This is a genomic window from Pseudarthrobacter humi, assembly GCF_024294965.1.
Lineage (GTDB): Bacteria > Actinomycetota > Actinomycetes > Actinomycetales > Micrococcaceae > Arthrobacter > Arthrobacter humi.
In genome coordinates this window covers 534,881-550,231 of the sequence record NZ_JANCLV010000001.1, presented here as the reverse complement: position 1 = coordinate 550,231, position 15,351 = coordinate 534,881, and the positions used below count along the sequence as shown (strand labels likewise).

Sequence of the window (15,351 nt, the reverse complement as noted above, 5' to 3'; positions counted from 1 at the left end):
TACTCCCAGTCTTATGCTGCCGAATTCTGGCGTTTTTAGTCTACGGGAGAGACACAGGCCACGCGGCCGGTGTTCCCTGAGAGCGGAGCGGACCGGCGCGGTGGCGCAGGGCGGCGCCGAGGGACTCCGCCAGGCCCCCGATCGGGCTGACCACAACGTTGTCCAGCTCCAGCCATTCGGCCATCAGTTCCAGCTCGGCGGCGAGCTCGACGGCGGTCCCTGCCGGTGCGTCCGGCTCACCGTAGGCGGACCTGACCAGCAGATTTCCTGCAGCACGGTCCGCCTTAAGGTCCACCCGCGCCACGATGGTGTCACCCAGGAGAAAGGGCAGGACGTAGTACCCGAAGCGTCGAAGGTGCGCGGGCGTGTAAATCTCGATGCGGAAATGGAACCCGAAGAGCTCCTCTAGCCGGCGCCGCTCGAAGACCAGGGAGTCAAAGGGGCTGAGCAAGGCCCGCCCTGACACCCGCCGCGGCAATGTGGCGTCGGCATGGAGGTATACCTTCCGGTCCCAGCCGGCGACAGCGACCGGCTCCAGCCTCCCTATGCTGACCAGATGGTCCACAGAGGCGGCGGCCGCCTTGACCGGTGTACGGAAGTAGTCCGCGAAGCACTTCACGGTTCCGATGCCATGGGCTTGCGCGGCCGCGTCGATGAGCCGATGCATGGCCTCAACAGGGTCCGGCGTGGCTTCGAGGGCCAGCCGGCGCGGCAGCACTCTGGCCGTCAGCGTGTACTTTCGCTCGAACTGTTCGGTTCTGGTTGCCGCGGAAATGGTGCCCGCCTCGAACAGGCCTTCAAGCACGCGCTTGACGGCGTTCCAGTTCCATCCCCAGTTGTCGTCCCGCCGGTCCTCCACGTGCCCGATGTTCACCGTCAGTTCCGCCGCCGTCATGGGCCGCCCTGCGGCGAGGGCGTCGAGGATCTTTCCTGCCACCGCGTCGCGCAGGTCCGGGTCGAGGGCGGACGCACCCACCCACGTACGTTTCTGCCACAAGCGGAGGTCTTGGTAGTGCTCGGGCCGGATGAAGCTGGCCTCGTGGGCCCAGTACTCCATCATGCGTCGGGGAGGCGAGCTGGCCATCCGCTGAAGGATGGTGCGGTCGTAGTTGCCGAGCCTTGAAAAGAAGGGCAGAAAGTGACTGCGGGACAACACGTTGACGGAATCGATCTGGACAAGCTGGATCCGGGCAAAGGTCCGGCCCACCGTCCGTGAGGTCACGGGGCCGGCGGGCCGTCCTTTGTCGAGTCCCTGAGCTGCCAGTGCGATCCGCCGGGCCTGGTTAAGGCTCAGCGTCGCTGGCACATCAGTCCTTTCATTGAGGGGTGTAAACCGCCCTAGACTTTTGCAGCCTCGTCATCGGAACGGTAGGCGAGGATTTTTTCTTCGACGGCCGTCTCCCCCGGTTCGCATTCGTGGTCCAGGGTGATCACCCCGTACGTCCAGCCACGGCGCCGATAGACCACCGATGGCGTGTTGGTGGCCTTGTCCACAAACAGGTAGAAATCGTGGCCCACGAGCTCCATGTTGTCCACAGCATCGTCAAGGCTGAGGGAGGCCGCAGGGAAAACTTTGCGCCGGATCAGCACCGGGGAGTCCCCAGCCGGAATGTCGTTCTCGACCTCGTAGGGCGATCGTTCAACAGGTGCTGCCTGGGTTTCGCCGCGATGGCTCGCCTCGACATAAAGGGGCTCACTGGTACTCGCGGGTTCCAGTGATGCGGTGGCTTCACGTACGGCCTTGGGGGTGTGGCGCCCGTGGTGGACCTTCTTGCGGTCCTTGGCGCGGCGGAGACGTTCCAGCAGCTTGGTGTAGGCGAGATCGAACGCGGCGAATTTGTCTGCGGCGCTGGCTTCGGCACGGATTACGGGTCCCCGGCCCAGGACCGTCACTTCAACGGTGAGCTGGTCGCCGGTCTGGCGCGCATTCGTTTCCTTGGAAACCTTCGCGTCAACGCGCTGGACCTTGTCGCCAAGTGACTCGATCTTCGAGATCTTTTCACCGGCGTATTCGCGGAAGCGGTCTGAGACCGTCAGATTTCGTCCGCTGATCATAAACTCCATGGTGCCCTCCAAATGACTTCGGTGACACGACGGCGGCACATCCCACGGGCCGACCTGCTTGACAGTCGAGCCCCTTTCCGAGCCGCCATCGAAAGGTACAACTTGTTCTTGGTACCCACAACCGACGTTAGTTCATAGCCACCTGTTATTCATCCTTTCTTCGTTTATTTTTTTCTAAGACGGGCGGCGTTCCGCCAGCTCCCGGGGCGGGCTCTTCGCCGCCAGCTGAATCCGGCGGGCGTGTCGCGGCAAGGACCACTGCACCCACCACCACGGCACCGCTGAGGTGCAGTGCGCGGGCGGCTTCGGCGAGTGTGGCCCCGGTGGTGAGGACATCGTCGATAATGATGCAGCGGCGTCCGGCCACCCGTGCGCGCTGGCGCTTCGGGATCTTCATGGACCCCTTGACCCGGCTCGCCCTGGCCCCGCGGCCGAGTCCCTTTTGGCCTCCAGGCAGCCGCTCCAGTGCTGCGCGGCGCCGGGATTTCCGGATCACGTCCACCACCGGTGTACCGCGGATGGTGGTCCCCCGACGCAACTCTGCGAGTAGGAGGTGGACCGGACTGAACCCTCTTTTGATGTAGCCGGCCATACTGCTGGGCACCGGAACCAGACAGACGCCGTCGACGCCGGCCACGGACGCGGCAATGCCCTGGCCCAGTCCGCGCGCCAGGACTGACGTGAGCTGGTGCTGGCCATGGCTCTTGAACGAAAGCACGGCCTGCGCCAGCTCCTCGCGGTACACCCCGGCCGCCACCACGGGAAGGATCAGGCCGCCGTCGACGTTCATCAGGGCCGGCGCCTGCTCCTCTGCCCGGAACGGGTGCCTGGTCAACAGGCGGACGTGGCGTTCGCACATAACGCACAGGGCCAGGTCCTCCGCACCGCAGCAGACGCAGTCCACAGGGACAGCGAGTGCCAGCAGCTCCGCGGCGGCCACGCCCATCTGGTCGGCGGCCCGCAGCCAGCGCCGTCGGTGGCCGCCGCGATGCTTGGCGGACTGTAGCGGAGGCGGCAGGAGGTCCGGATCCAAGCTCGCAGCATTTCTGGCGGGGCTTCCCCCGGTGCGGTCCCCACTGCGGCCCCCGGACCGGCGCGCGGGCGCGTGGCGGGCAGGAGGACGTCCGGGCTGAACTACGGTCACACCCTATGGTGACCTGCGTATCGCAGCCCCGGAACCGCTGGTCCGCGCTATGTGGAAAGCTACCCAGGGAATGAGGGGTCGATGGGGCCCCTCAGCTGAGGCGACCAGCCGTTGCCGAGCCGCTGGAAGATACCCTCGGCCGACTGGCCATAGATTTCCTCCAGCCCGTTGCCGGCGCTGAGCCACACCAGGCCGGGCCAGGGCGCCAACTGCTGGGGTTGTCCGGAGGTGAGGGACAGCAGCTCCGGCGTGACGTTCGAGCCTGCCGAGGCTTTCATCACGGCGACCGTTGTGTCGTTCACCCAGACGCCCTGGTCCGGGTCACCGGATGCCACCAGGGTGATCGGGGCCGTCAGTTCCCGGGGTGTCCCGTCGGCGTTCCGGATGATCCCGGCAATCTGCACCTTCGTCTTGCCGTTCTGTTCCGAGATGACCAGCGCCCGGACGCCCTCGCGGGAGATCCTCAGCTCCTTGACGGTTCTTCCGGACAACCACGACGGCGTGAGCGTAACGGTGGGAACGGCGGCACCTTCGGCGACTCCGACGGGCCGGTAGGCCACCACCTCAGTACCGCCGGTGGCTCCCGGCCCTGCGGCCCACACCCAGTCATGAATGCTGAAGGACGGGTGCGTAATGGTGCTGCGCGTTGTCAGCGCACGGGCGGGCTGTCCCGGCACCATGCTGTAGAGCGTCGTCCGGCTGTCGTTGAGGAAGGCAACGGTCTGGGACACCGGGGATTCCGACGGGTAGCGGGGCCCGAGCGACGAAACTGGCTGCATATCCGGCAGCGGGGACACCCTGTTGTTTTCGTAGCGAACCAGCTCATTGCCGCTGACGGCGATCTCGCGGACCGGCACGTTTTTGTCCCGCACCGGGGGCAACACCGAACCGTTGTCTTCGACGCGGACCAGGTCCTGGTTGGCATGCAACTCCACATTAACGACGTCGGGCTGGCTGCGGAACGTGAGCGAAAGCTGCGTCTGCATCCGGAGCCTGTCCTCCGTGGACGCCTCCGTGAGTTCCTTGGCGGTGAGGTCCACCTGCGCGGCGCCGGACACCACCGGAACCGATTCGCGGGCAAGTTTGATGCCGGACGGGAAGGCGCTCACCACCGCGCCGCGAAGGTAGGGCGCGGGGCCTGCCAGCAGGGCACTGGTCATGGCTTTGACGGTCTTATTCTTGATGAACCAGCGGACGTCAGGCACGGCATAGGTGAAGCTGGGATCGTAAAAGTAGATAGGGTAGGCGCCGTAGATGACCTTGAAGGTTTCCTCCGGGATCGCTGTTCCGTCCGGGATGGCTGAGATCCGCCATTCGCCGTCCACCTGGGTGAGAGTGGCCGGAATGTTCTCGATGGTGCCTTCGGGCATCTGGGTGGCGATGCCGTCAACATCGACGCTGTAGGCAACGTCCAGCTGGTAGTTGTAGACGTTGTCGACGCCGGTGCCCACCACTTTCGCCTCGCGGTACACCAGCGCGCGTTGGTCGGGTTTCCAGGATACTGACGCTGCCTGCGTCAGGTATTCGCGGGCCACCGCGTAGTCCCCCTCGTATCCGGTACCGGCACGGTAGAAGTAATCAATGATGTTTTCCGGAGTAGCGCCGGGCTGGGGAGCGGCCGGGAGGAAAACCGGTGCGTTGACGTTGCCGGCGCTGCCTTCCGCGCTCTTCCCCACCGGCCCGGCCGTGGGAATGCGGGCGCAGGAGGCCAGGACCAGGACAACGACGAACAGCACAACGCTCCTCTTCAGCATCGCCCGCACTTTTCGGCCCGTCATGAAGACTCCTTCGGTGTTCCGGGCCCCAGGACCAGCACGTTTTTCGAATGTGGGATGTCGGGGAGGATGATGTCCTCCGGCTCAAGCTGCACAGGTGAGCGGTCGATCTCCTCGCCCTGGCGCAACGGAATGGTCAGCCGGAAGTTGGCCCCCCTGCCCTTGTTTCCCCAGGCCTGCAGCCAGCCGTTATGGAGTTTGGTGTCCTCCATGGCGATGGACAGGCCCAGGCCGCTGCCTCCGGTGGTGCGGGCCCGGGCCGGATCCGCACGCCAGAACCGGTCAAAGACGCGGGCGGCCTCGGCCGGGGTCATGCCGATCCCGTGATCACGGACAGCAACCCCCACCGCCGACTGGTTGGCCGCCACTGTCACCGTGACCGGCCTGCCTTCGCCATGCTCCACGGCGTTCAGGATGAGGTTCCGCAGGATCCTGTCGATCCTCCTGGCGTCCATTTCCGCGACAATTCCCTCGGCGGGTGCCCGCAGGATGATCTCCGAGCCGTATTCGGCCGCGACGGGCGCCGCCCCGTCAATGACGTGTGCGATCACCTGCAGGATGTCCTCGGGCTCGGCATCGAGCATGGCCACGCCGGCGTCGAAGCGGGAGATCTCGAGAAGGTCGGCCAGCAGGGATTGGAACCTCTCGACCTGGTTGTACAGGAGTTCGGCGGAGCGCTTGTTGATGGGGTCGAAGTCGTGCCGGGCGTCGTACAACACCTCCGCTGCCATGCGGACCGTGGTCAGGGGCGTGCGCAGCTCGTGGGAGACGTCGGAGACAAACCGTTGCTGCATCTGGGACAGCATGGCCAGCTGGGTGATCTGCTCCTGGAGGCTGGCGGCCATGTGGTTGAACGATGCCCCGAGACGGGCCACCTCGTCTTCGCCTTTGACCACCATCCGTTCCTGCAATTGGCCGGCCGCAAGCTTCTCCGACACCAGGGCAGCGTGGCTGACGGGGCTGACAACATTGCGGGTGACATACCAGGCGATGGCCCCGATCATCAGCACCAGCACCGCGCCGCCGGCCAGGAGGACGCCCTGGATTTCGTCGAGCGTCTGCTGGGCGGTGTTGACGTCATAGATCAGGTAGAGCTCATACACGGTCCCGTTGAAGGTCACCAGGTTGCCCACGGCGATGCCCGGCCTGTCCTCCGTACCTACCGGAATCACGGTGGAGGCCCAGTACTGGTCCTTGCCTGAATCCTGTACCGCCGTACGGAGCGCAGGCGGGATGACGCTGACAGTCAGCTGGTCCGACGCCCGCGACTCCACCCAGCGGTTCCGGGGCTTGGTCTGTTCGGGCTTGGCTTCGAAAACGTAGCGGCGCTGGATGACGGAGCCGCGGCCCTCCACTGCGTTCAACGTGTCGTAGACCAGGGTGATGACGCTGGACTGGTCGGTGACCTGGGCGCCGTCGAACGTCTCCTGGACCTGCTTGACGTAGTAACGGGTCTCGGATTCGGCCTGGGTGAGGCGCTCCTGGAACAGGTTGTTGGCGATCTGGTTGGACAGGTAGGCGCCCACGGCGCCAAAGGATGTCACGGCCAGCAGCAGCGTGGTGAGGACTGTCCGGAATTGCAGGGACCGGCGCCAGCGTCGACGCATGGCCCGCCCGGCGAAACGGACCGCAGGGAAGAAACGGGTCACGCCGAGACGGACAAGGCGGCCCACCCGTAGCCCCACGATTACTCCACGGCGCCGCCAGATCCGGGCCCGGAATGGCAGCGTTGCCAGCTCTGACGGCAGCGCATCCGTGTGCTCCGGGCCCTTGGCTGCGGGAAGGTCCGGGACGCGGTGCGCTTCTGGTCCTGAGGGCTCAGGAACCTGCTTTGTAGCCGACACCACGAACCGTCAATACAACTTCGGGAGCTTCCGGATCCCGTTCAATTTTTGACCGGAGGCGCTGGACGTGGACGTTGACCAGCCGGGTGTCCGCCGCGTGGCGGTAGCCCCAGACCTGTTCCAGCAGCAGCTCACGGGTGAACACCTGCCATGGCTTCCGCGCCAGGGCTACGAGGAGGTCAAACTCCAGGGGCGTGAGGGAAATCCGCTCATCGGCACGCTTCACGGTATGGCCGGCCACGTCGATGGTGATGTCAGCGATCCGCAGCGTTTCAGGCGCCTTCTGGTCGCCGGGCCGCAGGCGGGCACGCACGCGTGCCACGAGTTCGGCGGGTTTGAACGGCTTGGGTACGTAGTCGTCTGCGCCGGACTCAAGGCCGCGGACGACGTCGGACGTATCCGACTTGGCCGTGAGCATGACGATGGGCACGTCCGATTCGGAGCGGATCTGCCGGCAGACCTCGATGCCGTCCACACCGGGCAGCATCAGGTCAAGCAGCACGAGGTCAGGCTTCGATGAACGGAAAATATCCAGCGCCTGGCTGCCATCGGCGCAAAAAACCGGCTCAAAGCCGTCATTGCGCAGAACAATCCCAATCATTTCGGCCAGCGCTTCGTCATCGTCAACTACCAGAATGCGTGCCTTCATAGTTATATATTCCCTTATCGAACAGGGTTTGTCCTGTTGAACGGCCTTACGGCATGGCGCCACGCTAGGCCGCCCGACGCCGGAACTATAGGCTGGCAACACGCGGACAGTCCCGCACGGGGGAAGGAACAGGGTGCCACACCAGGATCCGAACATGCAGCAGCCGCATCCTGCCGGCGAGGCTGGGAAGGGCCAGCCGCCAGGGAACCAGCCTCCATGGGGGCCGCAGCCCGGCCCGGCACAGCAGCCCTGGGGCGGCCAGCCGGTTTGGGGACCTCCTCCGGGTGGCCCACCGGTTTGGGGCACCCCGCCGCACAATCCCTACGGCGGTCCGCTGCCGTACCAGCAGCCGCGTTATGTTGCCCCGCCCAAACCCGGCATCGTTCCCCTGCGGCCGCTGATGTTCGGCGAGATCCTCGACGGCTCCTTCCAAGCAATCAGACGCAATGCCAAGGCCATGCTGGGCGCCGCGTTGCTGGCGCAGACCCTCGCCGCAGTGGTCACGGCAGTTCTCAGTTCATTTTCCGCCACGTCCGCGGCATCCCTTGAAGCCTGGGCGGCGGGCCTGACGGAGCAGGACCTGGTCCCGCTGGTGGTGACCTTCGCGTCCGGGATCCTGCTCGTCTCGGTGCTCACCGTTTTTCTGTCCGCGGTGCTTCAGGGCGCCATGGTGGTTCCGGTCGCCAGGTCAGTCCTCAACCGCCCCACCGGCTTCAGGCAGATGTGGTCCCTGGCGCGGTCCCGCGCTGGGGCCCTGATCCGCCTGGCGGCCCTGCTGGTTGGCGGCGGGCTCCTCGTTGCGCTGCTGTTTGTGGCGCTGGCAGTGCTGCTGGTCAGTACCGTGGGCGGACTTGGCGCGCTGATCCTTATCCCGCTGGGTCTGGTGTGCTTTGTGCTGTACGTATGGGTCTACATCAAGCTCATGGTGGCGCCGGCCGCCGTGGTGGTGGAGGAACTCGGTGCCATGGCCGGCATCCGGCGCTCCTGGGAACTGACACGCAGCAATTGGTGGCGGCTCCTGGGCATCACGCTGGTGGTGGGCATCATGGTGGGGGTCATCGCCCAGGTCGTCATGATTCCCGTCACACTGCTCACCGGTTTTTACACCGGCGTGGTCTCACCCCATGGCGGTGCCGAGCAGGCCATGACGGCGGCCGTGGTGGCGGGCGTTGCCACCGCGGTCGTTACCGCAGTGGTCGCCGCAGCGGGTTTTGCCTTCCAGACCTCCGTGATGGCACTGCTCTACCTCGACCTCAGGATGCGCCGGGACGGGCTGGACATTGCCCTGCTCCGGCTGCTGGAATCCGGAGCAGATCCCGACGGCGTCCCGGGCCGAGGCATCCCGGTCTACCGGGCGGGACCCGACCAATATCCGCGGCCTCCCTACGGGGCAGTGCCAGGCGGGGCATGGCCGGATGGCCGCTGAACCACCGGTCCTGCCTGGCCGCGATGAGGCCCGCCGCTGGGCCGAAGAGGAACTTGCCAAGCCGGAATACCGTGACGCGGCCCCAGGCTGGCTGGACACTGTGTGGGCGGACATCCTGGACTGGCTGCGGTCCCTGGACGGGGGTTCCGGCCCGGACACCGCCGTGGCGGCGCCGTGGATCGGCGTGGCCATCGCCGTGCTGATCGGCGCCGCGGTAGTCCTGGCCCGCCCGCGCCTCAACGCGAAGGCCAAGCGTGCCGGAGACGTATTCGACGCCGGCAGAACAGTCAATGCCGAGGCCTACCGTGGGCGCGCGGCGGCCGCTGCCGCAGCCGGCAACTGGAGTGCCGCCGTCGTGGACTGTTTCCGTGCGCTGGTGCGCACAGCCGAGGACAGAACGCTTTTCGACGCGCGGCCGGGCCGGACCGCGGACGAGGTGGCGCATGAACTGACCACACCGTTTCCGTCAGAGGCCGGCCGCCTGACGGACGCTGCGCGGACTTTCGACGGGATCCGCTACGGAAATGAGTCCGCAAGCCAGGCTGACTATGCCGCGGTGCGCGAACTGGACATTGCCCTGCAGTCCCTCACGCCGGCGAGCGCTGCCCTGCCCGCTGAACGTGACGAACCGGCGGTTCCGCGATGACGCAGGGTCCCACGACGCAGACTTCGCCGGATCTCCTGACGCCCAAACTTCCGACGTCGGGTGCACCGGAGGCGCAGCCGGGTTCCGCCCCGGCACTCCGATCCGGGTCCGGGTCGGGACGCGGTGCCGCCCGTGCCTGGCTCCGGCGGCACCGCGGCGGGGCAGCAATCGGCGCGGCGGCCGCCGTCGGACTGGCCGTGGTTATTTCCACCCAACTCGCACCAAAGGGCGATTCCCTGCCGTTATCCGTGCATAACGCCGGGCCGGGCGGCGCCAGGGCGGTCAGCGAGATACTGGGCCGCCACGGTGTCGAGGTCCAGGATGTTGAATCCTTTGACTCCGCCACGGCAGCACTGGCGGACCGGCCGGATGCCACCCTCCTCCTGTACGACCGGAGCGGATTCCTGGACCAATCCCGGCTGGACGAGCTGACGGCAAGTGCGGGACGCGTAGTGCTGGTGACGCCGCGGCTCGGTACCCTGAAGGCCCTCGATACCGGCATCAGCCAGGCCGGTGTGGTGCCTGAGTCAACGGCGCTCCTGGAACCGGGCTGCGATCTCACCGATCCCGCGGCGGCAGGTGCCGTCTCCGGAACCGGCGGATTCCTGTACGACGGCGGCACGGTGTGCTTCAGCCCGCCGGGAAACACCGCCGGGCTGCTTGCCCGCACGGATGACGGCGGCCTGACCGTCCTGGGCAGCACCGCCCTGCTTGACAACGGCGGGCTTGCCAGCCACGGCCATGCCGCACTGGCCCTGCGGACGCTGGGCGGCTCAGACGTCGTTGTCTGGTACCTGCCCGGGCTGGGCGACGCGGCCTCTGCGGAGTCAACGCAGACACTTGATGATCTCGCCCCTGACTGGGTGGCATTCCTGGGGCCCTGGCTGGTCTTTGTGGCCGTGCTGGCCATTGTGTGGCGCGGGCGCCGCCTCGGCCCGCTCGTGTTTGAACCACTCCCCGTGGTGGTCAAGGCCGTGGAGACCGCCGAAGGCCGCGCGCGCCTCTATCAGGATTCCCACGCACTGGACCGGGCACGGGACAACCTTCGGGCCGGCACCCTGGTTCGCCTGGCGCAAGCCCTTCGAGTCGGCTCCCAGGCCACTGCCGACGACGTGGTGCAGGCAGTAGCCCGGCACCTGGGCCGGCCGGTCAGAGATATCAGCGGCCTGATCCAGGAACGCCCCAGTACCGCAACCAGGCTGGTGCAATGGTCACAGGAACTGGACAAACTAGAGAACGAGGTCAGGACCCGATGAACGAACTGTACGGCGCCCCGCAGATCATGGATTCCTCCCCGCGGACACTGGATCCCGCCCGGCAGGCGCTCCTGGATGTCCGCCACGAGGTTGCCAAAGCCGTGGTGGGCCAGGATGCGACCGTCACTGGACTCCTGATCGCGCTGCTCTCCCAAGGGCATGTTCTCCTCGAGGGCGTGCCCGGTGTGGCCAAGACACTCCTGGTCCGGGCGCTGTCCGCCGCGCTGAGCCTGGACACCAAACGCGTACAGTTCACCCCTGACCTGATGCCCGGCGACATCACCGGGTCCCTGGTCTATGACTCACACACCTCGGAATTCAGTTTCCGCGAGGGTCCGGTCTTCACCAACATCCTGCTGGCTGACGAAATCAACCGGACGCCGCCGAAGACGCAGGCCTCCCTGTTGGAGGCCATGGAAGAGCGGCAGGTCTCGGTGGACGGGGTGTCCCGGCCGCTGCCAGCGAACTTCCTGGTGGCGGCAACCCAGAACCCCGTGGAGTATGAAGGAACCTATCCCCTGCCCGAAGCCCAGCTGGACCGGTTCCTGCTCAAGCTCACCATGCCGCTGCCCGGCCGGACTGACGAGGTGGAAGTGATCCGGCGGCACGCGGCTGGCTTCAATCCCCGGGACCTTGCTGCCGCCGGTGTCCGGGCGGTGGCCGGCGCCGAGGACCTAGAACGGGCGCGGCAGGCTGTGGCCACCGTTGCCGTCGAACCGGAAATCATCGGCTACATCGTGGACCTCGTGCGCGCCACCCGACAGGCGCCGTCGTTCCAGCTGGGCGTCTCGCCCCGCGGCGCGACTGCACTGCTTAATACAGCCCGCGCCTGGGCCTGGCTGTCGGGCCGCAGCTTCGTCACCCCCGACGACGTCAAGGCACTGGCGCTGCCGTGCCTGCGCCACCGCGTGGCCTTGCAGCCTGATGCCCAGATGGACGGGGTCCGTGTGGACGATGTCCTGGGCAGCATCCTGGCCTCCGTCCCGGTCCCCCGCTGATTCGCTTGCACATGGCACTCTCCGGACGGTTCGTCGTGCTGGCACTGCTGGGCCTGGTGCCGGTGCTGCTGTTTCCTGGCGGGGGAACGGTCCTGGGCGTTGTCGGGGCACTCGCTGCTCTCCTGGGCCTGGACCTTGGCCTGGCCGCTTCCCCGCGGGCCATCATCGTCACGCGCGCCGAGCCAGGCAACGTGACGCTGCACGGCACGGCCGCTTCGGTCCTCACGCTGCGCAACAGTGGCCGGCGACACTTGCGCGCCACTGTTCGAGACGCGTGGCAGCCGTCTGCCGGGGCTGTGAATCCGGTCCAGGACCTGGACATCCCCGCCCTGGAAAGCCGCCGGATGACCGTCCGGCTACAGCCGGTCCGCCGCGGCGACGTGGGCGCCAGGCACGTCACTGTGCGCTCCCATGGACCCCTTCGGCTCGCGGCACGCCAGCGCACGTTTGACTGTGCGGGCCTCCTGCGGGTCCTGCCGCCGTTCCATTCCCGCAGGCACCTCCCCTCGAAGCTCAGGAAACTCCGCGAACTCGACGGCAAGGCCGCCGTGCAGATCCGGGGTGCCGGCACCGAATTCGACTCGCTGCGTGACTACGTCCGCGGGGACGACGTCCGGTCCATCGACTGGCGCGCAACCGCCCGCCGGTCCGCCGTCGTCGTCCGCACCTGGCGCCCGGAACGCGACCGTCGCGTGGTGATCATGCTGGATACATCCCGCACGTCAGCGGCGAGGATCGAGGATGAGCCACGGCTGGATACCGGCATCGAAGCGGCGCTCCTGCTGGCGGTCCTGGCCGAGCGTGGCGGTGACCGGGTGGACTTCCTGGCCTACGACCGACGTCCGCGGGCAAGAGCCGGTTCCGCCACCACCGGCAACCTCCTGGGGCAGCTGGTGCAAGCGATGGCGCCCCTCGAAGCGGAACTGATTGAGCTTGACTGGTCCAGCCTCCCCGGCCAGATCCGGGCGGTCTCCGCCCACCGGTCCCTGGTGGTGCTGCTGACCTCGTTGGACGGCGGGGCACCGGAGGAAGGGCTCATTCCCGTGGCCGCGCAACTCGCGCAGCAGCACGTTGTGGTGGTGGCCGCCGTCCGTGATCCCGTGCTGGGGCGGATGCTGCGGGAGCGTGAGAACGCCGCCGGCGTGTTCCGGGCGGCAGCGGCCGAACGCGTACTGCTGGAACGGGCGGCGGTCAGCGCCGAACTCCGGCACCACGGGGTGGAAGTGGTGGATGCGGAGCCACACCAGCTGCCGCCGCAGCTTGCCGACATGTACATCCGGCTCAAGGCAGCCGGTAGATTGTGAGTCGCTGCAGCGCCGCTGACGGCACCGTCCAGGAGGTCACCATGAACGAACCTATTTACCGGCAGGCCCTGGGCGAAGACTTCCACCGGCTGCAGCCTGAGCTGCAGGAGTACTTTTCCCTGGCGCCCGGCTCGGGACACTACGGCGTCGGGGAGGGCGTGTTCGACGTTGTGGGCTGCCGGCAGGCGTGGCTGCGGCCGCTGCTCAAGCTGACCTCCGGGGAGGACGCGTTTTTCCCGGATTACGGGGAAAGCATCCCCTTCAGGATTGAAAACCATGCCCATCAGGATCCGTTCGGCCGCTCCAGCCTGACTGCCCGGCGGGAAATCCGTTTCCCCGGGCACGTGCGGATCTTCCAGGACACCACCAGCCTCGTGGATTCCGACGGCGGCCCGCGGCTGGTGGACTATCTGGGCCGGTTCCGGCGAATGGTGACCGACCTCAAGCTCAGCGTGACGAACGAGGGTAGGCTGCGCGGCGTTTCCGAGGCGTCCCGGCTGTTCCTGGGCCCCCTCCGCCTGCCGCTGCCGGCCACAGTCGATGCCAAGGCCTACGCCGAGCAGTGGTGGGACGCCGACGCCGGCGAGAACGGCCAGCACCGGATCCAGGTCAAGGTCATCCAGCCCCAGATCGGGCAGGTGCTGGTCTATGCGGGCGGCTTCGACTACCGCCTGCGTCCCTACATCGGCGGCAGTTCAGCACAGAGTTTCCTGCCCCGCTACGCCCAGCCGGACCGTTGGGAAAACCGGACGTAGAAGTCTTGCCCTGAGGCCCGCTCAGCGGTGGGCCGGTCAGCCGTGTGCGCGCTGGTTAAGGCCGTCGGCCACCTGGGTGAGCCGGCCCAGCACTGCTGTGGCGGTGGCCGGCGTGTGGCCGGCAAGCCCCGCCGAGGGGGTGACCCGGATACTGTCCAGGGACGACGCCGGCAGCCCCAGCTCGTGCCATGGCCGCCAGACGGACTCCACGACGTCGGCCACCCTGGGCAGCGTGCCACGGCTGACGTCCAGGGCGCCGGCCCAGATCCGCTTGCCTGCCTCCACTGCCGTGGCCAACTGCTCCCACTGCCGTGTGGTCAGGGCCCTCAGAGGAACGGCCACGCCGTCGGCGCCGGCGGCAATGATCCGGCCGATGGGGGCCTCAATTTCAGGCACGGAGACAACGATTTCGGCGGCGCCCGCCTCACGGAGCGCCTCGATCACCACCTGCCAGGACTCGGTGACCTCCTGGCCACCCACCGCCCGCAGCGTGCGGTAACCGCTCGACGTCGGAATGGTGCCGGCCAGCACGGCGGCGATATCAGGCTCGTCGACCTGGACCACCAGCCGCGCGCCCGGAACCGCGCTGGAAATCCGGGACAGGTAGCCGCCAACCCCTGCGGCCAGCGACTCGGCAATGTCCCGGCGTGCGCCGTAATCGATCAGCGCCCGTTCGCCGTTGTGCAGGTGCAGTCCGGCGGCAAGACTCAGCGGTCCCAGCAGCTGGACCTTGAGTTCGGGGGCGCGGGTGTCCTCGGCGCCGGCAACGTCAGCCAGGACGTTGATGTCGGTGGACAGGGCCGACGCCGCCCGGCGGAAATCCTTGCCCGGACGGTCCACCAGCCGCCAGCCGTACGGCTGGACATCCACGGCCATCTCAACCAGGAGTGCGGCCGTCCGCCCCAGGGCGTCGGAGCCGACTCCACGATCCGGAAGCTCCGCCAGGAACGGCAGGTGCGGGCTGCCGAGCTCGCCGCGGATAATGCGGGCAGCCTCCACGGGGTCTTCCCCCGGCCAGGGCCCAAGCCCGGTGGCTGTTACTTCCACTCTGCAGCCGCCTGGTGGTCCTCGGCGATGGCTTCATGATGGCGGATGACCTCGCCAATGATGAAGTTCAGGAACTTCTCCGCAAACGCGGGATCGAGGTGGGCATCCTCCGCCAGCCGCCGGAGACGGGCAATCTGGGCGGATTCCCGGCCTGGATCCCCCGCCGGGAGCCGGTGCGCGGCCTTGAGGAAGCCCACTTTCTGGGTGGCCTTGAACCGTTCGGCCAGGAGGTACACCAAGGTCGCATCGATGTTGTCGATGCTGGAGCGGATGGACAGCAGTTCCGCCATCACCGAGTTGTCCACGTGGCCTGCCAGCGAACTCGCGGCGGCATCGTAGGTGTCGGTGTCGGGAACATCATGGTTTTGCTGCGTCATGGTCCAAGTCTATGGGGCGTCCGCGGAAATCCTTCCGGTGTTAAGCGGCGGACGGACACCCCGCCT

The 15,351-nt window shown here is 67.1% G+C and carries 14 protein-coding genes; 6 read left to right on the top strand and 8 right to left on the bottom strand.

The genetic code is table 11. From position 1 onward, the window contains the following. Positions 1-40 precede the first annotated feature (40 nt). The 6 genes from NFC73_RS02680 to mtrA all read right to left on the bottom strand — a co-directional run bounded on the left by NFC73_RS02680 (position 41) and on the right by mtrA (position 7,476). Positions 41-1,306 (bottom strand): winged helix-turn-helix domain-containing protein, encoded by a 1,266-nt coding sequence (locus NFC73_RS02680; RefSeq protein WP_254747401.1) that lies wholly within the window; start codon positions 1,304-1,306, stop codon positions 41-43. A gap of 32 nt (positions 1,307-1,338) precedes the next feature. Further along, entirely contained in the window at positions 1,339-2,064 is a 726-nt protein-coding gene (hpf, locus tag NFC73_RS02675) for a ribosome hibernation-promoting factor, HPF/YfiA family (protein ID WP_254747399.1), read from the bottom strand. Positions 2,065-2,209: 145 nt separating this feature from the next. Beyond that, complete coding sequence (locus NFC73_RS02670; protein WP_254747398.1) at positions 2,210-3,097, bottom strand: ComF family protein; 888 nt, start codon at positions 3,095-3,097, stop codon at positions 2,210-2,212. A 170-nt stretch (positions 3,098-3,267) separates the two neighbouring features. Continuing rightward, on the bottom strand, positions 3,268-4,986 hold the full coding sequence (locus NFC73_RS02665) for an LpqB family beta-propeller domain-containing protein (RefSeq protein WP_254747397.1): 1,719 nt from the start codon (positions 4,984-4,986) through the stop codon (positions 3,268-3,270). Next, positions 4,983-6,830: an MtrAB system histidine kinase MtrB gene (gene mtrB / locus NFC73_RS02660; RefSeq protein WP_372494552.1), complete on the bottom strand. Its 1,848-nt coding sequence runs from the start codon at positions 6,828-6,830 to the stop codon at positions 4,983-4,985. Before mtrB ends, NFC73_RS02665 begins: the two co-directional genes overlap by 4 nt. Further along, on the bottom strand, positions 6,802-7,476 hold the full coding sequence (gene mtrA / locus NFC73_RS02655) for an MtrAB system response regulator MtrA (protein WP_056343773.1): 675 nt from the start codon (positions 7,474-7,476) through the stop codon (positions 6,802-6,804). Before mtrA ends, mtrB begins: the two co-directional genes overlap by 29 nt. A 154-nt stretch (positions 7,477-7,630) precedes the next feature. On the opposite strand from mtrA, the gene NFC73_RS02650 reads away from it, so the two are divergent. Genes NFC73_RS02650 through NFC73_RS02625 form a run of 6 tightly spaced genes read left to right on the top strand, consistent with a single transcriptional unit; the run spans position 7,631 to position 13,861 of the window. Continuing rightward, a complete protein-coding gene (locus NFC73_RS02650; RefSeq protein ID WP_254747396.1) occupies positions 7,631-8,902 on the top strand; it encodes a DUF7847 domain-containing protein in 1,272 nt (423 codons plus the stop codon). After that, positions 8,892-9,548, top strand: a complete 657-nt coding sequence (locus NFC73_RS02645) for a DUF4129 domain-containing protein (RefSeq protein ID WP_254747395.1) — start codon at positions 8,892-8,894, stop codon at positions 9,546-9,548. Before NFC73_RS02650 ends, NFC73_RS02645 begins: the two co-directional genes overlap by 11 nt. After that, positions 9,545-10,804 carry a DUF4350 domain-containing protein gene (locus tag NFC73_RS02640; protein WP_254747394.1) on the top strand — a complete coding sequence of 420 codons (1,260 nt, stop codon included), beginning with the start codon at positions 9,545-9,547 and terminating at the stop codon, positions 10,802-10,804. The genes NFC73_RS02645 and NFC73_RS02640 overlap by 4 nt, the downstream gene beginning before the upstream one ends. Then, the gene (locus tag NFC73_RS02635; RefSeq protein WP_256548514.1) at positions 10,801-11,802 is read left to right on the top strand and encodes an AAA family ATPase; all 1,002 of its coding nucleotides are present in this window, start codon (positions 10,801-10,803) and stop codon (positions 11,800-11,802) included. The genes NFC73_RS02640 and NFC73_RS02635 overlap by 4 nt, the downstream gene beginning before the upstream one ends. An 11-nt stretch (positions 11,803-11,813) precedes the next feature. Further along, positions 11,814-13,106, top strand: coding sequence for a DUF58 domain-containing protein (locus NFC73_RS02630; protein WP_254747393.1), 1,293 nt, complete (start codon positions 11,814-11,816; stop codon positions 13,104-13,106). A 41-nt stretch (positions 13,107-13,147) separates the two neighbouring features. Then, a complete protein-coding gene (locus NFC73_RS02625) occupies positions 13,148-13,861 on the top strand; it encodes a DUF4166 domain-containing protein (RefSeq protein ID WP_254747392.1) in 714 nt (237 codons plus the stop codon). A gap of 36 nt (positions 13,862-13,897) precedes the next feature. Here the strand turns inward: NFC73_RS02625 and NFC73_RS02620 are convergent, their stop codons facing one another. Together NFC73_RS02620 and NFC73_RS02615 are read right to left on the bottom strand one after the other, a co-directional pair. Further along, complete coding sequence (locus NFC73_RS02620; protein WP_254747391.1) at positions 13,898-14,908, bottom strand: uroporphyrinogen decarboxylase/cobalamine-independent methonine synthase family protein; 1,011 nt, start codon at positions 14,906-14,908, stop codon at positions 13,898-13,900. Beyond that, positions 14,899-15,285, bottom strand: a complete 387-nt coding sequence (locus NFC73_RS02615) for a chorismate mutase (RefSeq protein ID WP_058931921.1) — start codon at positions 15,283-15,285, stop codon at positions 14,899-14,901. Before NFC73_RS02615 ends, NFC73_RS02620 begins: the two co-directional genes overlap by 10 nt. Between the last annotated feature and the right edge of the window lie 66 nt (positions 15,286-15,351).